The organism is Pelagicoccus albus (genome assembly GCF_014230145.1).
GTDB classification, from domain to species: Bacteria; Verrucomicrobiota; Verrucomicrobiia; order Opitutales; family Opitutaceae; genus Pelagicoccus; species Pelagicoccus albus.
Genome location: NZ_JACHVC010000005.1, coordinates 267,967 through 290,365 on the forward strand (window position 1 = coordinate 267,967; position 22,399 = coordinate 290,365).

13 protein-coding genes and 1 tRNA gene are annotated in these 22,399 nt (G+C 51.6%); 9 read left to right on the plus strand and 5 right to left on the minus strand.

From position 1 onward, the window contains the following. Position 1 precedes the first annotated feature (1 nt). The 3 genes from H5P27_RS03090 to H5P27_RS03100 all read left to right on the plus strand — a co-directional run bounded on the left by H5P27_RS03090 (position 2) and on the right by H5P27_RS03100 (position 5,199). On the plus strand, positions 2 to 1,960 hold the full coding sequence (locus H5P27_RS03090) for a sialate O-acetylesterase (protein WP_185658904.1): 1,959 nt from the start codon (positions 2 to 4) through the stop codon (positions 1,958 to 1,960). A gap of 174 nt (positions 1,961 to 2,134) precedes the next feature. Beyond that, positions 2,135 to 4,018 carry an alpha/beta hydrolase family protein gene (locus tag H5P27_RS03095; RefSeq protein ID WP_185658905.1) on the plus strand — a complete coding sequence of 628 codons (1,884 nt, stop codon included), beginning with the start codon at positions 2,135 to 2,137 and terminating at the stop codon, positions 4,016 to 4,018. A gap of 59 nt (positions 4,019 to 4,077) precedes the next feature. Next, positions 4,078 to 5,199 (plus strand): SGNH/GDSL hydrolase family protein, encoded by a 1,122-nt coding sequence (locus H5P27_RS03100; RefSeq protein ID WP_185658906.1) that lies wholly within the window; start codon positions 4,078 to 4,080, stop codon positions 5,197 to 5,199. Positions 5,200 to 5,251: 52 nt separating this feature from the next. Here H5P27_RS03100 and H5P27_RS03105 read toward each other — a convergent pair whose 3' ends face one another. Continuing rightward, positions 5,252 to 7,693 carry a tetratricopeptide repeat protein gene (locus H5P27_RS03105; protein WP_185658907.1) on the minus strand — a complete coding sequence of 814 codons (2,442 nt, stop codon included), beginning with the start codon at positions 7,691 to 7,693 and terminating at the stop codon, positions 5,252 to 5,254. 97 nt (positions 7,694 to 7,790) lie between these two features. Between H5P27_RS03105 and H5P27_RS03110 the strand changes: the two genes are divergently transcribed. Next, complete coding sequence (locus H5P27_RS03110) at positions 7,791 to 11,420, plus strand: CRTAC1 family protein (protein WP_221774586.1); 3,630 nt, start codon at positions 7,791 to 7,793, stop codon at positions 11,418 to 11,420. A 91-nt stretch (positions 11,421 to 11,511) separates the two neighbouring features. On the opposite strand, the gene H5P27_RS03115 is transcribed toward H5P27_RS03110, so the two are convergent. Continuing rightward, positions 11,512 to 15,138: a TonB-dependent receptor plug domain-containing protein gene (locus tag H5P27_RS03115; RefSeq protein ID WP_185658909.1), complete on the minus strand. Its 3,627-nt coding sequence runs from the start codon at positions 15,136 to 15,138 to the stop codon at positions 11,512 to 11,514. Positions 15,139 to 15,738: 600 nt separating this feature from the next. Between H5P27_RS03115 and folE2 the strand changes: the two genes are divergently transcribed. Together folE2 and H5P27_RS03125 are read left to right on the plus strand one after the other, a co-directional pair. Further along, positions 15,739 to 16,722, plus strand: a complete 984-nt coding sequence (folE2, locus tag H5P27_RS03120; RefSeq protein ID WP_185658910.1) for a GTP cyclohydrolase FolE2 — start codon at positions 15,739 to 15,741, stop codon at positions 16,720 to 16,722. Positions 16,723 to 16,791: 69 nt separating this feature from the next. Continuing rightward, a tRNA-Pro gene (locus H5P27_RS03125) sits at positions 16,792 to 16,868 on the plus strand. Positions 16,869 to 16,977: 109 nt separating this feature from the next. Here H5P27_RS03125 and H5P27_RS03130 read toward each other — a convergent pair. After that, positions 16,978 to 17,553 carry a TetR/AcrR family transcriptional regulator gene (locus tag H5P27_RS03130; RefSeq protein WP_185658911.1) on the minus strand — a complete coding sequence of 192 codons (576 nt, stop codon included), beginning with the start codon at positions 17,551 to 17,553 and terminating at the stop codon, positions 16,978 to 16,980. Between the two features lie 196 nt (positions 17,554 to 17,749). Between H5P27_RS03130 and H5P27_RS03135 the strand changes: the two genes are divergently transcribed. The 3 genes from H5P27_RS03135 to H5P27_RS03145 all read left to right on the plus strand — a co-directional run bounded on the left by H5P27_RS03135 (position 17,750) and on the right by H5P27_RS03145 (position 20,549). Then, positions 17,750 to 18,493, plus strand: coding sequence for an SDR family oxidoreductase (locus H5P27_RS03135; RefSeq protein WP_185658912.1), 744 nt, complete (start codon positions 17,750 to 17,752; stop codon positions 18,491 to 18,493). Positions 18,494 to 18,604: 111 nt separating this feature from the next. Continuing rightward, on the plus strand, positions 18,605 to 18,892 hold the full coding sequence (locus tag H5P27_RS03140) for an MSMEG_0570 family nitrogen starvation response protein (RefSeq protein ID WP_221774587.1): 288 nt from the start codon (positions 18,605 to 18,607) through the stop codon (positions 18,890 to 18,892). 31 nt (positions 18,893 to 18,923) lie between these two features. Then, complete coding sequence (locus tag H5P27_RS03145) at positions 18,924 to 20,549, plus strand: sigma-54-dependent Fis family transcriptional regulator (RefSeq protein WP_185658913.1); 1,626 nt, start codon at positions 18,924 to 18,926, stop codon at positions 20,547 to 20,549. 74 nt (positions 20,550 to 20,623) lie between these two features. Here the strand turns inward: H5P27_RS03145 and H5P27_RS03150 are convergent, their stop codons facing one another. Both H5P27_RS03150 and H5P27_RS03155 read right to left on the minus strand, forming a co-directional pair. Further along, a complete protein-coding gene (locus H5P27_RS03150) occupies positions 20,624 to 21,118 on the minus strand; it encodes an RNA polymerase sigma factor (RefSeq protein ID WP_185658914.1) in 495 nt (164 codons plus the stop codon). Positions 21,119 to 21,410: 292 nt separating this feature from the next. Continuing rightward, positions 21,411 to 22,367 (minus strand): AraC family transcriptional regulator, encoded by a 957-nt coding sequence (locus H5P27_RS03155; RefSeq protein WP_185658915.1) that lies wholly within the window; start codon positions 22,365 to 22,367, stop codon positions 21,411 to 21,413. Positions 22,368 to 22,399 lie beyond the last annotated feature (32 nt).

Genomic DNA, 22,399 nt, shown 5'->3' on the forward strand with positions numbered 1-22,399 from the left:
AATGAAAACCTTCACCAACTTCAAAGCCCCGTGGGCCCGGATTTGCTTTCTCATCCTATCAGCGTTAGGAGTCAGTGTAGCCCCTCTTCAAGCTGAGGTTCGCTTACCAAGAATCTTGAGCGACGGGATGGTAATCCAGCGCGGAGAGTCCGCCTCGATCTGGGGTTGGGCCGATGAAAAAGAGGCGGTAAAGGTGACGTTTCGCGGGGAGATCTACGAAGCAACTGCGGATGACGAAGGACGATGGACTGTTGAGATTGATCCCAAGGAGCCAGGTGGACCGTTTGAGCTAAAAGTCGAGGGAGACAACCAGATCGTTTTGGGCGATGTGCTTGTAGGCGATGTTTGGCTAACTTCGGGGCAATCGAACATGGAGATCACCATGGAACGAGTGAAGGAGCGATTTCCCGATGAGATTGCAAACTCGGCGAATCCTATGCTTCGCTACTATAAAGTCCCAACCACCTATGATTTCAAAGCACCTCAAGAAGACCTGCAGGGTGGCGCTTGGATTGAGGCAGAGCCCGGATCCATTCTCGATTTTAGCGCTATCGGGTACTTTTTCGCCAAGGCGATCGAGGCAGAAAAGGGAGTGCCAGTTGGCATCATAAATTCTAGTGTAGGCGGTTCGCGAATACAGTGTTGGCTGAGCGAGGAAATGTTGGCTGACTATCCAGAGGCCCTGGCTGAGGGGCGACTTTGGAGAGATGACGATCTGATTAAACAGACTGAGGAATCGAATGCTAAAATCTATTCGGACTGGGATGGACGCGCTCAATCCGAAGACCTTGGCCTGCATGGCGAAATGCCATGGTACGAACCAGCTTTGAATGACGAAGATTGGGCGACGATGACTTTGCCCACCTTTTGGGATGAAGGTGGATTGGAGCCCATGAATGGGGTGGTTTGGTTTCGCAAAACCTTTTCTGTGCCCGCGGAGTTGGAAGGAAAATCGGCCATGCTTTATCTGGGGACGATTGTTGATGCAGACGAAACCTACCTCAACGGCGTAAAGGTTGGGAATATCACATACCGGTATCCACCCCGGCGTTACGAGGTGCCTGAAGGTTTGTTGAAGGCGGGCGAGAATGTGATTACGATTCGCGCTTTTAGCCAGTCTGGGCGAGGATCCTTCACTAAGGACAAGCCATTCGATCTCGTCTCGGGCGATACTTCCCTCGATTTGAGAGGAGAGTGGAAGTACAAGGTTGGAGCGGTTTTGTATGAGCGTCCGGGTACTGTTTTTATCCGTTGGAAACCGATGGGCTTGTACAATGCGATGATCGCTCCGCTGTTGCCGTTGGAACTGAAAGGTGTCCTCTGGTACCAAGGCGAGTCCAATGCCGCAGAACCAGAAGGATACCGGGAGCTTTTGGAAACGCTAGTAACCGGCTGGCGATCGGAATGGCAAAAGAAATTGCCGGTGATCTGGGCTCAACTTCCTAACTATATGGAAACTGAAACGGAGCCGGTGGAGAGCAACTGGGCGCGTTTGAGAGACGAACAACGTCTGGCTTTGGAACTCGAGAAATCTGGCATGGCGGTGGCAATCGATGCCGGCGAGTGGAACGACATCCACCCGCTCGACAAGAAGACAGTAGCGGATCGGCTCGCTTTGGAGGCTCGACGCGTAGCTTACGGGGAATCTGATCTTGTTAGCTCCGGGCCATTGATTCGCTCTGCGCAACGAAAGGGGAAGGTCGTATCCTTGAGCTTTGATTTTGTAGGAGAAGGTTTGGTTTCCCGAAGTGGCGAACTCGCAGGCTTTGCGATCGCAGGTGAAGATAGAGATTTCGTCTGGGCCAAGGCCCGCATCGAGGACGGGAAGGTTAAGGTTTGGAACAAGAAGGTGAAGTCTCCTAAGTGGGTACGGTACGCATGGGCAAACAATCCTGACGAGGCCAATCTCTATAATGCGGTGGGACTTCCAGCTTCCCCTTTTGAAGTCGAGGTAGACTGACCGTCTCGGGCCGCAGTTTCGTGGCGGATTTTGGAAGGGGGAAGATGATTTGTGGGTTACACCTAGCTAGCCCCATATTCAGATGTCTGTCCGGAATTGAACTAGGGAATATACAAACCTTTCTAGTTTAGTTCGGCGATTGGTAAGAGTGGGGTAGTTTAACTCCCTCATCTAATGATACCCAAGACGCTCTCTCTTATCTCTTTGGCCGTACTCGCGGCTTTTTCTGTTCACGCCGGCGAATTCGCCAAGTACCTGTTGCTCAATACAGCCGATTTCGTATCGCTCGCCCCTGACGGAGAGCATGTTGCCATGATCGAAAAGTCTCCCGAGGGAGGCTCGATCATTACTATCGCCGATACACAGAATTACGATTCAGATGTGACCCATGCCAGCGATGGCAAAGGTGGCAAAGCCGAGGTAACAGACCTACGCTGGCTGGATTCCGAGCACCTCGTTGTCGTTGCTACCTTGGATGAAGGAAACGGTTTATACGTTTTCAAATTGGGGGATCGGAGCCCTGTCCGTCTGGAGAGGGAAGGGAATCGTAAGCTACTGAGTGTCGTTCCGGGAACCAATCGATTCTCGGTTATGCAAACTTCGGACGACTCGAACGATTGGAGCAAAGTATACGAATATAGCGAAGTCGGCGGAGAGTTTTCAGCCCGACTTTTGTATGAGGCCCCTTCCAAGGAAATCGAGGTGCATAGCGATAGTAAGGGACAGGTTCGTCTGGTGAAAAAGCCGGAAGAATCGGGGGCAGGCAATCCGGCCTGGTATCGAATCGACGCGGATGGTTCGGAAGTGAAACTTATCAATCTCAGTCCTTGGACGCGCGTCTATGGTTTTCATGGCTCAAGCTCGAAGGTGCTGGCTGGAGGTTACTTAGGCGGAAATGGGACCTCTATCGCGACTTACGATATCGAGTCGGACAAAGTAGCCCAGGTCCTGACGACCCACGCTAGTTTCTCTCTCGATAAGTTGGGAGAAATCGTATTCGACTCCAGTAGCCACAAGGTGGCTGGCTTTACGCTAGTTGGGGTAGAGCTGCGGAGCTTTTGGTTGGATCCTCGCTACAAGGCGGCCCAAGGGCGTATCGATCAAGCCCTTGCCGGTTCGGTCAATCGTATCATCAGCTACTGCGAATCTACAAACAGCGCTCTGGTGGAGAGAATTTACCCTATGCTTCCTAGACAGATATGTCTAATGAATATTGAGTCAGGGGAGAATCACATCCTGGTCCACGGAGGAGGTCGCGTCCTGCCAAATGAAGTGGGAGCCACTAAGTTGGTCACAGTCCCAAATCGTCACGGACATTCTTTGCCGGTCGTATTGACGATGCCTGTTGGGTACGAGGGCGGCGAGGTGCCGCTCGTCATCTGGATTCGCCAAGGCGTTTGGAACGGATTGGATCGAGTCGAGTGGTCGCCTGAAGCTAACTTTTTTGCCGCCAATGGCTTCGCTGTCGCTCGTGTGAACTACCGCGGGAGCGAGGGGTTTCTTGGCGATTTGAGCGCGGACTTGAGCAAGGCGTCCGGGATTAGGGCGACCTTTGAAGATTTAGATGACGTCAGACGGGCTCTGGTGGAAGCTGAGCTTGTCAGAGCGGACAAGGTTGCGGTCGGCGGGGAAGGCGCGGGAGCTTGGGCGGCGGCTTACCTGGCAAAGAGTTACCCGGACCGCTATCAAGCGGCGCTTTGTATCAATGGCCTTTATGATTTGGAGGCGGCTATCGACGAGAAGTCAGGCTACAATGCGAAAGCAGGGGTCGAATTGAATTTTGCCAGCAGCTGGAGCGGCATGCCGAAGAATGAAGTTCTGACCTTTCAGATGGCCAGTGGATTCAAGGAGTTCCCTCGCTATACCTTCGTTTGCTACGGAAAGTGGTCGCCTCGAGAGCATCAGGACCAAGCTCTTGTTTTTGTGAAATCGGCCCGTAAAGCCGGGTCGAATGTCAAGGTTTGGCAGGACGATTGGTGGGGTGTTAACTACGATGGCTTCCAGAGAATCGAAGCTTTCGAGAGGGCTGCCACCGTTCTTAAGTCTGCTTTTAAGTAAGAGCTGCGCTTGCGGTTTATTTCCACAGCCCTTCGCTTTAGCGTGATCCTTTTGAAACAATGAGAAATCACTCTTCTACCTTCTCCAAGTCGATATTCGGGCTTGGCCTAATCGCTATCATGCTGGCCTTGACCAGTTGCGCTAGTTTCGAGGCAAGGACGTTGCCGGTGACCCACGTTTCTGCGGACGATGAGGCATTGGCTTACAGCGGACGTCACGAGGTGACCGCGCCGGGGCAAGTTTCCGTTGGCTACAGCGGAGCGCGGGTTCGAATGCGATTTGAGGGAGATGCTATAACGTTGCGGGCAACCAGCGATACGGATCAAAACTTCCTCAAAGCGTGGCTGGATGGCGAGCCGCTGGAGAAGTTCCAATTGGACTCTGCGAAAGGAGTTTACCGCTTGGCGAATTCACTTGGTGAAGGGGTACACACTTTGGAAGTTATGCGACTCACCGAGTGTTTCCTAGGGTTGGTGAATTTTCAGGGGTTCGAAATCGCTGGCGAAGGCGCTCGAGTCCTTCCTTGGGGAGATTTGGAAGACAGAAGGATAGAATTTATCGGCGATTCGATCACATGCGGCTATGGAGTCGAAGTAGACGATCCCTTGCTTTCTTTTGAGCCGAGCTCTGAAAATTTCAGCCTTAACTACTCCCATCTGGCGGCCCGCGAATTGGGAGCTGATTTTCTGGTGGTGGCTCGTTCCGGAATCGGAATGACGCGTAACTATGACGGCCCCTTCGAAGGAAGCGAAGGCGACATGCCGGATAATTATCCAAATACTTTTTATGAAAACGAGGAGTATACTTGGGACTTCAGCCGCTACACGCCCGACGTTGTCTGCATCAATCTAGGAACCAATGATTTCAGTGTCGGCGGCGTAAACGTGGAAACGTATGTGAACGACTACGTGGCCTTTGCCTCCAAGGCTTTGGACCGATACCCAGAAGCGCAGCTGGTGGTCATCCTAGGCCCCATGAACAATAGCGAGGAGCTAAAGGCAGCTCTTCAGCGGGTGGTTGCTACGCTGCAGGAGAGCGAGCCGGATAGAGTCAATTTTATCGAGCTCAGCGCTCAAGGCGAACTGGGCTATGGGGCGGATTATCACCCGAATCAGGCCCAATCCAAAGTTAACGCCGCAGAGCTCAGCGCCTTTCTTTCGGACCTGATGGATTGGCGTTAGCTGTTCGCCGGCTAAAGTTGCTTCCGTCGATGTGGGCCCGATTTCCCGGACCTTAGTTCTCGAATTTCTGCCGCACTTCGGTGGCTACCAGCTCGAGGGCGGTCTGTTCGAGCTCGTCGTCTGGGAACGGGATTTTCAGGGCTTTGCTGAGAGCGAGCAAGGCTCCCGTGGCTGCAGGTGACAGGCGTTTCAACTGCTCCGCATCCAGATTATCCATACCTGCCCGGATTTGAGTTTTCGCCAAATCCAGTTTTTGGGTACGAGCAAATAGGGCTGCCAAATTGACCCTTCGATCTAGGGGCAAGTTGCGAGCGGAACGGCGGGAAAGGTAGGGGATCACAGCCTCCATGGATTCCTCTAGCTTGGCCTTTTCTCTAGTGGCGTAGTCAATATTTGCGATTGCTGCGAGGGCGTTCACATCGCGCGGATACTGCGTCAAGGCTTCACGAATCGACTTGGCTTCCCATAGCTTTCCTCGCTCGACAAAAAGGTCTGCGAGGCGACTCAGAGCCATTTCGGGGTCTTGTTCAGCCTGAAGGGCGAAGGCGTTTAGCTCGAAGCTTTCGAGTCCGGAACCTTGGGGTAGGGAGTAGTTGAGGGCCTGCATCCATAGCGGTATATCCCAGTCTTTCAAGGCGACGACGAAGGCGTTTTGGGGAAGTTCCTCTCCTCGGGGCTTCCCTGTGCCGATGCGTACGAATTGCTCGAACATGGGATCCCACATGGGGAGAACCACATGAGTGATTTTGTTCGATTCCAAGAGGATGGTGGTTTCCTGCTGCGAGTCAGAACTCGCTAGACGGATCGCTTTATCGTAACCGGTTTTATTGGCCTCGTCAGCGGATACGATTACGTCAAAGCCCCCGTAGTATGCGGCTCCGCTCGAAAACATGGGAGTCGAGAAAAGTACCATCTCTTGATCGGAGCTGCGTTTGTTAAGCCAGTGGGCGAAGTCCCTTTCTACGAAACTTTGCTTTTGCAGAGTATTGAGTTGGGCAATGTCCGTTGCGTATCCGTCTTGTGTCAAAGAAACTAGTAAGCCCGGAAGCGAGATCGCCGCGACGGCAATTTTTTTCAGGATGTCCAAGATCGAGGTGCTATCTACCTTAGAGCAAAGCACGGCGATGAGGCAAACGATGTAGAGATCGAAAAGACTCCACCATCGTATTTGAATCATGGATATGACAAAAGCCAGGAAAGCGGCCGAGAAAGCGAAGAGCGCTCTGCTGCGGATCTCGCTGCCTACCTTTCCCATGACGAGAAGAGCCAGAGCGTAGAAGAGTGCAGCGACTGGGGCGAGCACGGCGAATTTCATGGCTCCATCCGATTTCTGCAGCCACGCGCCGAAGCTCTCGGCTATTCCTCCGCTGGGATGATTCGCTATCTGGCGAGCGTAAAAATCATTGGCCAAAAGAGAGCCGGTTTCGCTTATCATTGAAGCAATCGGCCACAGTAGGAGCAGTACCAAGCTCGCAATCAGAACAGCACGATGACTGGTTTTGAATTCAGCCCAGCCTGTTCTCTTGAATCGTGATAAACTACTCAGGAGTCCGCCGGCTCCTAGGTAGAATAAGGCTTGGAGTGGATTTACTGTATCTAGGTTTAGGCTGAAGGATTCTGAGCCAAGCTCGAACAGGCTGCTTGCCAAAACGATAGTCGCGGACGAAACACCCCAGTTAAACCACGGACCGGATCTATCTTCGTTCTTCGGCGAAAAAAGTTCGCCAACTATACCGGCGATCAAGGTCATTAGTAGAACCGGAAGTTGAAAATCAGCATCGTTCCAAAGCCCTAAACCTCCGAATACCCCTGCGGCGGCGAAGTGCCACCTCGCGTTTTTGGCGTTTGAGAATAGTGGTAGCAAGCTTCCCAAGGCTAGGACCCATGACAAGGAATGGGGGTCAGGCGCTCCTGCCTGAAAGCTAGCGTTTAATGGGAAAATCCAAAGGCAAGTAAGGGGAAAGAGGGCTGCCGAAATCCTTCCAATAAACAATGCGGTATAGAGGGTCCCTAATGCTAAAAAGATTCCAAATAAGAGGGGGTCGGAAAACAGAGCTGCTCGTTCGATCGAATAGCCAAGTGGTTCGTTTTTTATTGTCCCGTAGAGCCAGCCTGTCGCCGTCAACCAAATACGATAAGGTGAAGTTCGAAACGCTTCGCGTCCTTCAGGGGCGCTATCGTACTCGATATGGCGGAGTCTGAATGAGCCTTGTTCGGCAGACAATTGCGCCTCGGTGATCCACCAGTAGCTTGGATTGTGGTGGCCCGGAATGATCAAATTCCGCTGGCCCAATTCGTATCCAGTCGGACTGTCGTTGTCGCGAGCTGGCGTTTCCACAGACCAGTTTTCTATAGCGCTCAGACTTGTTATTTGATCGATTCGATTCGCAGTGGAAAACCAATGTGTCAGCAGGGCGAAGATTAGAGTAGCCCACCAGATATGACGGATGAAAAGGGGTGGTTTGGTAGGTGCCGGGGTATCGGGCGCAGACATTTTTTCGAGGAGCTTGCGGGGAGTGATCTTTGCTGGATAGCGGGCTCTGTTGCCCTTGACTAAGTCCTTCCGCAGAAGATCATTTTTAGGCTGTGTTATGCTGATGAAAGGACTAGACAGAGAGGGGGCGAACGCGAGCCTGAATGTGCAGAATTATCTCAAAAAAAAGGCGTACTTAGCCGTTGTTTTCCTCGGCGGAATTGGGTGTTTCAATGCCTCAGGCACCATCGAATCAACCGCTTTGATTGAGCGTGTAGAGAATGGCGGAGAGACGCTTTTTACAGAGCTTTCGGAGCTGCGTACTGGGATTTTGATTACGAATAACTACGATGATCCGCGCATGTGGGGAGACTTACATAGCGAGTACAACGTAGGAGCCATCGGAACAGGCGTGGCGATTGGAGATTATGACGCTGATGGGCGACCCGATATTTTTGTGGTCAGCAAGATCGAGCCTAGCCGGCTATTCAGAAATCTTGGCGACTGGAAATTCGAAGACGTAACGGAAGCGGCTGGATTGTTGGATGAAAGCGGCGAGTGGAAACAGGGGAGTTCCTTCGTAGATGTCGACAACGACGGTTGGCTGGATCTTTACCTCTGCCGTTTTGGAGTGCCGAATCAGCTTTTCATGAACCAGGGCGACGGCACTTTCCGGGAGGAGGCTGCAGCCCGCGGTTTGGCTCTGATAGACTCATCGGGAATGGGTTGTTTCGCAGACTACGATCGCGATGGTTGGCTAGATGTATTTGTGCAGACAAATTTGCTGGATGCGATGCAGAGTGTCGAAGGGCAAAGGGATCGTCTGTACCGAAATCGAGGAGACGGTACTTTTGAGGAAGTAAGTGATGAAGCAGGTATCTTAGCTCAACCGACCCAAGGCCACTCTGCTACTTGGTGGGATCAAAACAATGATGGCTGGCTTGACCTTTATGTCGCAAATGACTTCGCGGTCCCGGATTTTTTGTATCGGAATAGTGGGGATGGAACTTTTACCAATGTGATTGATCAGGCCCTGCCTCATATGCCGTTTTCCGCCATGGGAGCGGATTTAGGCGATGTAGACAATGACGGGCTCATTGATTTTTTTGTAGCGGACATGGCAGGCTTGAAACACGAGTTTAGCCAAAGGGGAATCACCGATACGCGCGCTATGTTGCGTAGTGATCAAAATGAGCTTCGCGATGTTTCGGTCCAGATTCACTACAATGCCTTCTCGTTGAATACAGGTACCGACCGTAGTTTAGAGGCAGCCCATCTGGCTGGTTTGGAAGGGACGGATTGGACTTGGTCTCCGAGGTTTGAGGACCTGAACAGTGATGGACGTCTGGATCTGTTTATAACCAACGGCATGGATCGAGAGCACAACAACCTAGACTTCATTACCAAGAAGTTGAGGGCTACCAATATCTCAGGGCGTATCCGAATTACTAAGATGATGTCGGTTCTCGAGCAGGAAAATCTGGCTTTTGCGAACCGAGGAAACCTTCAATTCGATGAGGTCGGTGGCGAATGGGGCTTGGATAAAATGGGAGTGAGCTTTGGATCCGCTTTAGGTGACCTCGATGGAGATGGGGATCTAGACATCGTGTTTGGTAACTTTAAGGAAGGACCAACCGTTTTGCGTAATGATGGTGTGCAAGGGCATAACCTGATCGTTGAGCTTCGCGGAGTGATTTCCAACCGCTTTGGGATCGGGGCTAAAGTTGAAATTGTTACCTCCACTGGGAAGCAGACTCGGCAGCTTATATCGGCCAGAGGCTACCTTTCAACTAGCGAGCCCGTGGTCCATTTTGGTGTGCCGTCAGGCGAGGAGATTGAAAAGATGACAGTCGTTTGGCCCAGTGGAAATGTGCAGGAATTCTCGGGTATCGAGGTCGATAAAAAATACCTTGTTACTGAATTCTCTCATTTAGAGGAAGAGTTCCGTCAGGATAATACAACTACAGATGTGCCATTGTTCCGGGATGCTTCAGTTGCTCTGGGGCTTGCGGTGCGTCAAAAGGAGGAGAAGCTGGAAGGAACTGTTTCGCAACCCTTGTTGCATAAGCGTTTTAATCGGAGAGGTCCGAGTCTGGCCATCGGCGATCTTGATGGGGACGCGATCGATGAGGTCTTGTTTGGCGCGACAGCCGTAGATGGAGTGAAGTTGTTTCAAAAAGAGGGTGATACGTTCCGTCTTGTGAATACAGGAGGATTGAGTGCGAGTCCCTTGATAAACCAGGGTCCGAGCTTGATCTTCGATGCCAATGGAGACGGCTTAAACGATGTGTTTTTGACTGGAGGCGGCGCTGCGTTGCCTGCCGAAGAACCTGAGTACGAGCCTGAACTTTGGTTGAATCAAGGTGGCCTAAAATTTTCGAAAGCGCCTGAAGGCTATTTGCCCTCTCTGCCTATCAGCGCTGGGGCCGCGGTTGCCGCGGACTTCGATAGGGATGGCCGACTAGACGTGTTCATTGGGGGGCGCTTATACCCCGGTTATTATCCAGAAGCGGCCGGTAGCGCTTTATTGCTGCAAAGAGAATCTGGATTCCAAGATCGTAGTTTTTCCATGGGTTCGGTCTTGGCAGAGGTTGGGCTTGTTACCTCCGCTTTGGCGAGCGATGTCGATCAGGACGGATGGATCGATTTACTCGTTTCTCTAGAATGGGGAGGGGTGAAGGCTTTTCGAAACGAGGAGGGACAAACCTTTAGAGACGCGTCACGTGACTGGGGATTCAGCGAAGCGGGATCTGGGCTTTGGACCAGCATCGCAGGCGGTGATTTTAACGAGGACGGCATCATGGACTATGCGGTTGGAAACCAAGGTTTGAATACGCTTTACTCTGGTACGAAAGAGCATCCGATGAAGCTCTTTGTCTACGATTTTGCCGGGAGCGGTGAACCCCAATTGGTCCTCTCCTACAACGTTGATGGTTTCCTCAGCCCGGTGGCAAGCCGCGGAGAGCTGGCTTCGAAGATTCCCGAGGTACGCAGGAAGTTTCCGTCGAATGACCGGTTTGCGGCTGCCAGTATGGAGGAGATCTTTGGAGAAGCAGCGCTAGCGAAGGCGGATGTTTATGAGGCCGGCGAGATGCGTAGCGGTGTTTTCCTCTCGCAGGCGAAAGGAACATATCTGTTTTCTCCGCTTCCTATGCTCGCTCAGATTTCACCAGTACAAGGCATCGTGGCGAGCGATTTTAATGGAGACGGTCACTGCGATATAGCGCTCGTTCACAACGACTATTCTTCACTTCCTGCTCAAGGTAGATTCGACAGCGGGCTTGGTTCCGTCCTATTGGGCGATGGGGCGGGTGGGTTTGAAGAGATGTCTACCGTTCGCAGTGGCTGGCAAATTCCGGGTAATGCTAAGGCTTTAAGCATAGGCGATTTCAATCTCGATGCTCTTCCTGATCTGTTAGCGACTCGGAATGATCAAGAGAGTATGGCTGTGCTGAATACAGGTAACGATGGAACTGGCAGGATTTGCTATGCTTTGAAGCTAAATGGGCCCCAAGGGAATCCCGATGGAATTGGAGCTCGTCTACTTTTGGAGAGCTTATCTCATGGGTCGCAGTCTCAGGAAATGCATGCGGGAGGAGGGTATGCCAGCCAATCGTCTTCGACCTTTTTCTTTACGATTAAACGTGAACAGTTTGTGGATACGAAAGTCTCTGTGATCTGGCCGGATGCATCAGTAACCGATGTAGCTCTTCCGGATAAGGAAGGCTATTTCGAAGTCGGTTATTAGCCGTTATTCTTTCGAACTCCGACAAGTCTTTGAACGAAAAAAGCCTCCCGCGAAAACGGGAGGCTTTGTTTAGAATGGCGTTTGGTTTCTGCTAGAAACTAAAGGTATTGGTTATGTACCACTCTTCGGTCGGCGCTATTCTCACGCCAGCCCAAGAGCCATCCGGTTGAACTGATATGGGGATCAGATCGTCGTCCGCGAATGCGTTCCTGATATTAAGTTGAACCTTCCAGTCCACCTTGTCGTTTAGCGGGCGAGAGTAGCTGGCCCAGAGGTCGATGGCATCTTCGCTAGGTCCGTAGTATGGGTTTGCGAAGTCGAAGTTGTATACGCCATCGGTTCCTTGGCTGATTGGGTAGCCGATTGCGACCTTGTCCTGCCAACGGTAGCTACCACCTATATTCACTCCCTTTAGCTTTCCATCGGAGAACGCGTAATTGGTAATGATGTTGTAGCGCCACTTACGAAGTTCTGGAACATTGCTGCCTTCTTGGAGCTTCATGAGTACGTAGTTGGCTCTCCAAGGAGAGTAGATGGAGCTGTAGATGGCTCCACCTGGGTTACCCCAACGTGGTAGTGCCCCTGCCTCTGTTCCGATCAGCATGGAATCCATGTATGCAACGAATTCGTCAATCGTTTCACCGCCGACGTTGTCGTAGTAGGCCTCAGACTTGGACGCGTTCATAGAGATGCGCCAGTTTGGAGTTGGGTTTGCAGTGAGTTCGAATTCGTAACCTTCGGAGTACGTGTCGGCTGTTACTGCAAAGTTTTGCGGAGCAGTCGCACGATAAAGGTAGACGTTGTCGGTGGTATTCGGTGCCCAGGTAGTTGGGTCCGCTGCGTACGTCGAGCGGTCGGTTAGGGAGTCTACGCTTTGTGGAGTGAAGCCCCACGCTTCGAAAAAGCCCTTGTCGGTCAACCATGCTTGAATCTCATTCCACTGGGAGATCGCAGCGTCTTCCCAAGCCGCTTCTGCTGCTGACCCTTCTTCGAAGAGCTCAGGATATGCGGTGGAAGCCTTGTTGCGATAGCTATCGGTAGCGGCTGTCGACCAGTCGTATCCAGCGAGATCGTACAAGAAGACATTACGCCAATTCAATCCGTTGGCGATCGTGCTTCCGAGTCCGGAGGACGGAAGGTCTACAGTGCTGTTCATAACCACCGACTCGTACTTGACCGCACGGAAAGAGTAGCGGTTGTCCTTGGTGGAAAGAAGAATGCCGTAGTCCTTGGTTTCGCCGCTTGGGTTGGCGATATTGTTTCCGTAAAGATCCTTACGGACGAGACCGACTTCAAAGTTGCTAGACTTGTTGTAAGACAAGCTGACGTTGAGAGGTAGGTTGTCCTTGGAGAGGAACTTGTTAAGGTGAACGACGATGCCGCCACTAGTAGAATCGGCCTTCTCGATGTTAGCAGTCTGGTTTGACGCGATGCTGTCTGCATCGAAGGAGCTTGGTAGAACGTAGGCGGAAGAGGACAGGTCCAGGAAGTTGCTGTTTGTTCCGTCTGCGATACCCAGAGCTCCACGGCTTTTAACTTCGTCTTCGCGCCAGCCGAGGGTTGGTACGATAGCTCCGTTCCAGAGGAAACCTTGCCAAGTGATCGCCTTGGAGGAGGTTTCGCGTTTTTGGAGGTCAGCCGAAGTGTAGAGGCCAGCTCCGTCAGCGTGGTTGCGGAGAGCGAGGCTTTGCGTTGTCCAGCCAACGTAATTGTCGGGATTCGAGTTTTGGTATAGTGGCAATTCATCCTCATCGAAGATGTAGGCCAGATTCGCTGGGATAGTCCAAGCCGCGCTTGGGTCAACTCCAGTGGCATTCCAAGTCGAGTCAAACACAGTTACCGCTGTATCGGTAAGGCTGATACTGCTTCCGAGGCCGGGAATGTTCGCTCCTGAGGCCGATGACATACCAGACAGGGAGTCTCCGAGATAGAGGAATCCAGTTGGCATGCGTTCGTAGAATGCAGTGCTGCTAGCGGAGCCTTGTGTCCAGTAGTTGTACCAGTCTTCGCTTCCGGTTTGGTTGTACCATGCGTATTGCTCGGTTTCGTAGTCCTCTTCGCTCAATACAGCATTGAATACATTACGTCCGATTAGCTTTCCGAGGAAGCTGTCCTCATCCATGAAGTCAGCTGAACGGAGCTCGGCAAAGAGGGATGCTCTGAGGAATTCGCGTTCGCTAGCGTAGGATTGGCCAGTTCCGCCACCTGTAGTGGTAACGTAAGGACGGCCAACGTTTGGATTCGCTGTACCGTCGTCGAAGCTTTCTAACACGTCTACAGTGATAGCCGGGCTCCAGCCTAGTAGGGACTCGCCTCCACGCTCGAAGGATTGGCTATCGTAGGAGAGGTTGAGTCCGACGCGATCGTTGAGCCAAGTTTGGGCGACGTCGAAGTTTACTGCATTCCAGTCGGAGAATTCGGACTTGTTGTCCCCATCGATGAGAGTGTTGTAGTAGTCGAATACAGAGGAATCTTGCAGCGACTCACGGCGGTATTGTCCGGAGTCTGCGTAGTCGAGTCCGAGGTTTGTCGCGGTCGAATCCAAGGTGCCCAATCCCATCATGGCGATGGAGAAGAGCTTGCCTTCGAGGCCATTGGCGGATCCGAGTGGAGTTCCGTCGGTTCCGAGGGCGCCGTTATTGATATAGCCAGCACGGGCTCCGTACAAAGATCCCGTTGTTCCATCTATCAGGTAAACCGGTTGCTGGGCGTTGATGTTGGCACTCGTCAACCATGGCTCGTAGGAGGCTCCGCCAGATGACAAGTAGTCGGAAAAGGCGACATAAGGATTTTCGACGGTGACCATATCCGTGTCGTCGAACCACTGGGATACAGAGTCGACCGGAGTGATGGTACGAGGGCGGTTTGCGTCTATTTCGCCGTGCTCGAAGTTTGCCTTCACGGTAGTACGCATGGAGTCGGTTCCGATGTTTGGCTGCCAGCGAACGGCTCCGTAGATACGTTGATCGTCTTCGAAAGCCGGGTCTTGCTGGAACTTTTCGTTGTCGGAAAGGACAGCGATGTGAACTGCGAGTTCGTCTTCGATAAGGACCTTATTGAAAGAACCGCTCAAGCGCGTGCTACCGTAGGAACCGAATTTAAGAGAGATCTCGTTTTCATCCGCCATGCTCGCGTCGGCGAGGGTGGCGTTGATGATACCTGCAGGTTTGCCGAGTCCGAATAGGATGGAGTTTGGACCGCGTTGTACGTCGATACGGTCGACATTGTATCCATCCCAAGGAATATCTGAAACGAAGAAGTTTCTGGTGTTTTCCGCAGCGCTAAGTCCGCGAACGCGATTGTTCGAATTTGGATTGATGAGGGTGGAAGACTCGTCGAGCGTTGCTCCGTTGCCGAGGCCGGCAAAGGTACCCTTGGTGCCGCCGACTTCGGCGTTGGTGGCGTATTGGAGAAGCGTGCCTGAGTCGGTCGCTCCTACGTCATCCAGAAATTGCTCGGTGTAGACTGAAATAGCGGATCCGACGTCTTTGAGCTCGGTGCGGATACGAGTTCCTGCGAGCGAGGAAGTGGCACGGTAGCCCTCGTCTTCTTCAGCTGTCACTTCGAATGGACTGAGTTCGAATATTTCTTCCTCGTCCGATGGCGCGTCGTCTTGCGGATAAGCAAAGGGAGCGCATCCAAGAAGACCGAGAACCAAAGCGGTCCGAAGGGATCGCTGGTTTTGCGGAATTTTGGATAGGTTGGGATATTTTTGCATATATCTAGCTAGTTTTGGTTGTAGGTTTTGGGTAGGGTTAAAGAAAATTTTTGAAACCACGGAGGCACGGAGGCACGCGGTCACGAGTGGGCTCGTTCGGCCTGATCGGGGTATAATCTCTGGGGTATTCTTAGTTTTGTTTAGGGTAATTTTTCTAGCAGTAGCACTAGTACAGGGGGGCTCCATCGTTTCTTCGGCAGGGGAAGCCGGTGGCGTCGGGGGGTCCGAAAGCCCGAAACGGGTGGAGTATTTGGCACTTCGATAGTTTTCCTATCTGTACCCGATATTCTCTGATCGATTCATGAATGCGACAATTGTAGAGTTCTATGTATAGAATAGGTCTCGAATTGTAGAAATCGAGTGAGCTATCTCTTCTAGGAACAGTCTGACCCAGCTTGTGGTTTATCTCAACTAATACTGATTCTTATTAGCTCTGCTGACGCTCGGTCGACTTTCGGGTGGGGCGCAGCCTAAGCTAGAGCGGCTACGTTGACCTTGTTTTCTTGCTTTTTTTCTCCTTAAAAGTCTACTGGCGGCTCGATTTTCTCTAGGGAGTCGGGCGATCACACGATCAGTGGTCTGCCGAAAGCTATTTTTCCGATGTCGATAAAGAACAAACCAAAGATGTACCTGCACAAAACCGATCCCGCGGAAGCGGCTCCGGTCAAGCGGTCGTACGATGCCGACTTCAAGCCTTCCGAGGATTATCGGGAGTCCATGCCGGACATCATGGATGCGGTCGATTCGGAGCAAGGCTCCGCAGTCCCGATTCAGCAGGTCGGAGTTTCAAACTTCCGATTGCCGCTTACAGTGCAGGCTGTTGATGGAAAACTGCTGACCTTGGAGGCGAGCATCACGGGGTCCGTTTCATTGGAAGCGAATCTTAAGGGCATCAATATGTCGCGTATCATGCGCTCCTTCTACGAGCTGAAAGAGGAGGTATTTACGATCGATACGGTTCGCACCGTTTTGGACCTTTTCCGAGAAAAGGTAGAGAGCTTCGACGCTCGTATCATCATCCGCTTCAATTACCCGATCATGCAGCCCAGCCTGCGCAGCGGGCTTGAAGGCTACCAATACTACAAGTGCGCTTTTGAAGGGAGATTGTCCAAATCTGGCGTCTTCGAGCGCCTGATCCACTTCGACTTCGTTTATTCATCAGCCTGTCCGTGTTCGGCGGAACTCGCCGAGCATGCCCGCGACTTGAGGGAAGCGTATTCGATTCCACACTCCCAGCGCAGCAAGGCTCGGGTTTTTGTCAAGTTAGCGGAAGGCGAGAGCCTCTCTATCGAAGATTTGCAGAAGCATCTAGCTGAAGCGCTGAAGACCGAGACGCAGGTTATGGTCAAGCGTGAGGACGAGCAGGCCTTTGCCGAGCTCAACGGCGCCTACATCAAGTTCGTCGAAGACGCGGCGCGATTGGTCTACGAACAGCTTGCGAGCGATTCGAGAATTGCGGACTTTCAGGTGGCGTGCTCGCACCTAGAGTCGCTGCACTCGCATGATGCTGTTTCTGTGATTTGCAAGGGAGTGCCCGGCGGATTTATTGCCGATTTCTCGGATTTCGACTCCTTGGTTTGCTAGTCGAAATTCGTGTAACTTTTCATTGCTTCTCGACGAGCGACTGCGCAAATTGGCCGCTCGTTTTTGAAACGGGCTATGGCGCAGCCTGGTAGCGCGCTTGTCTGGGGGACAAGAGGTCGTGGGTTCGAATCCCGCTAGCCCGACCATTTGTTGAAGTTGTAAGTGGTCTAAACGATTGTCCGGCGTTTAGCTAACCGGATTGGGAGTTTGTCCCGGTTGGGGGAGGCTTTCGTGTATTGGGGAGCGCTAACTATCCTATGAGAGTTCACATGGCCACGGTAGCCAGGGAAGGGCTTCTTTTAGGCCAAACCACATCCGTTGCGCAGAGCCGCTTCGATAGCCGTAGATGCGGACTCCGAGTATTTGGAGCATCAAGCTGCTGGCTCGTCGCATGGCAGTTTCCTGAGGGTAGATCTCCTCGAGCTCGCTTTGAAGGTAGTCTTCTATCTCGGCCACTTTCACCTCGGCGAGCTGATAGAGCTCATTGCCCTCTGCCGCCAACTCCAGCTGGGTCTTCAGAAGAAAGCAGCTGCAGTAGTCCTTTCTCTTCGTCTCCTCGACGATGCGCCTGAGCAGTTCGATTAAGCCTGCTTCGATGGAGGGAGCGGAATGGATAGTCTCTCGTATGCGTTGAAGATTCGTTTCGGCGTAAACTGCCAGCGATTCACGATAGAGCCCCTCTTTGTTCCCGAAGGCTAGGTATAGCGAGCCCGGCTTTAGCCCAGTGGCTTTCACCAACTTCTGCATCGATGTGGCCGTGTATCCATTTTGCCAGAATAGGTCGATAGACCTCTCGATAATTTCGGTTCTGTCGAATTGAGCTCTTGTCATAGAAATAGGTCCAACCGCTCAGCAGTCTTCAAAGATCTTCTTTTATGCATAACTTGAACAAACATTCAAGTAAATATTGACAGGCGATGTTGGCGTCGACAACTTGAATGAGCATTCAAGTTGGTGGCTGACATAGTCACCCGAAAAGTAGTATCCCCAGCTTCAACGTGACTGGGTCGTAGAAAGGAAAACTAAGATGGGAATATCAGTTAAAGATAAGGTTGCCTTGGTAACTGGAGCCAATCGAGGAATTGGCAAAGCGATCGTGGAGGCCTTCTTGCGGGAAGGGGCTCGCAAGGTCTATTTGGTGGTTCGTAATCCCGAAACCGCCGTGGTTTTGGAAAAGAGGTACGGAGAGGCAGTCGAGACGCTTGTCGCGGACCTTGCGGATCGAGTGTCCATTGGGCGTTTAGCTGAGCAGGCGTCGGATGCAGAAATTGTCGTAAACAACGCGGGCATCTTGATCCCCAGTTCGCCGATAGCCGAGGGGGTTGAGGATGCTCTGAGCAAAGAGTTGGAGGTGAACGTCTTTGGCCTGCTACGCGTGGCAAACACCTTTGCTCCTATTCTGGAGGCCAATGGAGGTGGGGCTTTGGTTCAGATGAACTCCATCGCCTCGATCAAAAATTTTGCGGATTTGTCTACCTATTCTGCCTCCAAAGCGGCTGCCTATTCGCTAACCCAAGGTCTTCGAGAAAAGCTCGCGACAAAGGGAATTGCCGTTTTGAGCGTTCACCCGGGTCCCATCCAGACGGATATGGGCTCGGAGGCAGGATTCGATGGATCGCCTGAACCTTCCGTGGTAGCTGATGGCATCGTGGAAGCCCTTGCTTCGGGGACTTTTCATCTCTTCCCGGATGAGATGGCGAAGCAGTTTGACAAAGCGTATCAAAGTTTTGCGGACAATATTGTATTGGCAGACTTTTCTGAGTCGGCCTAGGAAGCTAATATGCGCGGGAGCCTTTTGAGGAGGGGAGAGCTCCCGTGCTTTTTGTTCCGGCTTCAAAACGAATAGAGCCTTACTCTCGGCTTAAACAATCCAACATCGACAATGATGGTTACTGAACGATTCAATGCTTTTACTGTAGAGTTGCCGGATGAGTCGATCCGTAGTTGCTACTCTCCTACGTCAATCGCCCGACAGTACTTCAAAAGCGGAGAGGTTATTACTGTCGAAGAGTTTGTTTCGAAATCACGCAGTGCACTGAACGAAGCTTCCTCTCAAGTGGAAGAGGTTTTTGGATACGTTTGTAGTGGAGCGGCTGCCTCGATCGCGAACATAGAGTGCTGGTGTTCTGCGCTTGAACCGCGAGCTAAGTTGAAGATCGTGCAAATCTAAAACCCCTTCGAAGTCGGTATCGAAATGAACTATGGAATCTTCGGTTTCTAAGGGTGTAGAAGCCCTCGCGGACTTATTGCTGAAACTGCCTTTAGAGCATCGTTGTCACCGGCTTCTGGATTTGGCGGTACAGGAGATTTCAGCTTGGGATGATGTTGCTCTTGTTCGTATCTGGCAATTGAGAGAAGGTGATATCTGCGACCGCTGCTCTCTTTCGTTGGAATGCTCCCAAAAGGTCAAGTGCATGCATTTGGTGGCGAGCTGTGGTCGATCTCTAGCGAATTCTGGCGAAGTATGGAACAGATTGGACGGTCGATTCGCTCGGTTTCCTTTAGGCGTTCGGAAAGTTGGGCATGTGGCTCAAACGGGGCAATCGGTCACAGTTAACCTTAGCGAAGACCGCAGTTGGGTCGTTGATCCGAAGTGGGCGATTGATGAGGGCATCAGGGGAATTAATGCCCAGCCTTTATTATTTCGTGGAAAAATTTTGGGTGTACTCGGGATTTTCGTTCGACGTGAAATCGATCGAGATCTCGCTCGGTTTCAAAGGATGGTAGCGGATCATTTGGCGATGGCTATTGCGAATGCGGAGGCCTTCGAGGAGATCCGAGAATTGCAGGATCGCTTGGAGTTGGAAAATGAATACCTACGCACCGAAGTAGAGGAAAGTCGGAGTTTTGGTGAAATCGTTGGCCGTAGCGGTCCCGTGCAGCAGATTGTTACCAAAGTCGAATTGGTTGCTGAAACTGGAGCGAGTGTTCTGATCACTGGGGAGTCGGGAACCGGAAAGGAATTGATAGCTCGCGAGATCCACAGGCGCAGCCTACGCAAAGATATGCCCATGATTCGTGTTAACTGCGCGGGTATCCCCGCTAGTTTATTTGAAAGCGAACTCTTTGGTCACGCCAAAGGTGCGTTCACAGGGGCTTTGAGGGATCGGCCAGGCCGTTTCGAAGCGGCAGCAGGAGGGACGCTGTTTTTGGATGAAATCGGTGAGATGCCGATCGATTTGCAAGCCAAGTTGCTACGCGTCCTGCAAGAAGGACAGTACGAGCGAGTGGGGGAGGATCGGACGCGAAACGTAGACGTGCGAATCGTTGCCGCGACGAATCGAGACCTGAAGGAGGAAGTGCGTGAGAATAGATTTCGTGAAGATCTATTTTATCGATTAAACGTATTCCCGATAGAGGCACCGCCTTTGCGAGATCGGAAGGAAGACATATCGGCTCTCGTTGCCCATTTCGTAGAGCACCTGGCGAAGAGGCATGGGATGAAAACGCCAGTTGTAAGCAAATCGCAAATACAAGTGCTTTGCCGATATGATTGGCCGGGGAATGTGAGAGAGTTACAGAATCAGGTTGAGCGATCCTTGATTACCAGTCGAGGTCGAAACCTGAAGTTTGAAATTCCTAGAGCGGAGTCCCTGTCGCAGGAACCTCAAAGCCAGAGTTTTGGTGACGAAATATTGAGCGAGGAGCAGATGGTTGAGTTTCAACGGGTCAATATTCTCAAGGCGTTACGGAAGACGGAAGGTCGTGTCTATGGAGAAGATGGCGCCGCAGCTCTTCTGAATTTGAAGCCCAGCACCTTAGCCTCTCGTATGAAGAAGTTGAGGATCGAGCTCCGCACTCGGAATCGGCCTTGGGATGTTGATTGATCTGTATTCAAAAATTTAGTGCTTTGAGGTTCCATCCTGTGTAAGTGATGAGTCCTCTCGGACAGCTCTCTTTTTCAGGCTACGTCGCGCTCTGAAAATCCCATTTCTTCTCCGAGTGATTTTCGCAGCTTTTTTCTGGCCCGAGAAATTTGGCTAAGGACGGTTCCTCTTGGCATCCCAAGTCGTTCTCCGATTTCGTTGGCTGTTCTTCCTTCTAGGAGGTTTAACTTGAGTGTGAGTCTCTCGGTTTGGGAGAGTGCTGCTAGGGCGACTTCAAGGTCGATTCCGTAACCAGGCTTATCCCAGCGCGAAGGTTCGGGAGCGTGCTCTAGTGAACTGAAGCTTACGACTCGGTTCCTTCTAAGCTGATCGTAATATGTATTTCGGACGGCCACAAAGAGGAGGCTGCGATTGGGCACGGACCCATACTTTCGTTGAACCTTCATCCATGCCTGTTGGGCGAGGTCTTCAGAGTCGTTGCGGTTGCGGGTTAGCTGGTAGGCAAATTGAATCGCAGATTCGATGAGGTCCTTTTCGGATACAGATTCAGAGGCAGGTTTTTCGCTCATGTTTCAGATTGGTTATGGTTGGGTTTCTGTTTGGGAAGAGTCGCACCGGTGGGTGTGCGTTCCCTTTAACAGGGATTGTGCCAATCTGTTCTGAAATTGTGTAAGTGGCTGCTGCACAATGAGAAACGGAAATGGGTGTGCTGCTTGACAGAAGCGATATCTCAATGAACACGAAGTTTCATGATCCAGTACCACGAAATTTAGCGGTGGCGGAATTTCCGCTTTCTAAAATGTACTAGACGAAGCCTATTGCAGGGTATCTGATCGCGTATCAAAAAAACGATACAAAATGCTAAAGAGACTGTTTGAGTCGAGCGGGCAAGTAGCGTTTTAGGAGACTGTAAGCGTAGCCCTTATCGAAGCGACCATAGGCTGATTCTCCTATGCCTGGAATGTTCGCTCCTTTATTGTCTCGTCGCCATTCGCTGGGTGTCATTTCAAAAGTCCGTTTAAAAACTGTATTGAAACTTTTGATATTAGGGAAGCCTGACTCCATGGCTACGTCCAAAATCGAGTATTCTGCTTTCGCTAGAAGCGCCAGTGATTTTTTCGCTCTAAGCATATTGAGGTAGTCGCTGAAAGTACAGGCTAAGCGACTTTTGAATAGGCGTGCGAGGTAGCTCGCCGATACGTTTTCCTGTTCTGCGATCTGTCCGCTCGAAATTTCTTCAGAGCTATGTGCTTCCATATAGCTTACAATGCGGCTCAAACGATCGCCTAGCTCTGAATCCTCTGAACCTTCAGTGTCGTCGTTGGCGCCAAGAATAGAAGGGACTTGTCTGACCAGCGTCGATAAGAGTGTCATGGCCAAAGCTTCGCAATGTAGGCGGTACCCAGTTTGCCTCATGCGCATCTCCCAGCTGATTTCGGCTATCAAGGCGCGTAAGTTTTCGAGGGCCTCCTTGCGTAGGGCTTGTGGCATCTTGTTGAACTTGAAGTGACGTTGGGCGAAATCGGGGTCTCCATGTCTTGCCAAGTTTGTATCGATTTGAAGTACAACCAGGATGTTGTTTTTTGTAATGCCCTCAGTCATGTGAATTTGCCCGCTCGGAATGAAGCAGAGGTCACCTTCGCGCATGATAAATTCTCCCTCTCCTGATTGCACTTGAACGTCTCCTTTGAGGGTGAGGAGGAACTCGCAATCTTTATGGGAATGGGGCGCGCACGACCGTACACTGTGAAGAAAAGTGCGAAAGGGCAGATTCTCTTCGTGCTCAACGAATTCTTGGTGGGGGGCTTGTGAAACCATATTGGGGTATGACTTTTCAGGGTAGGGAGAAC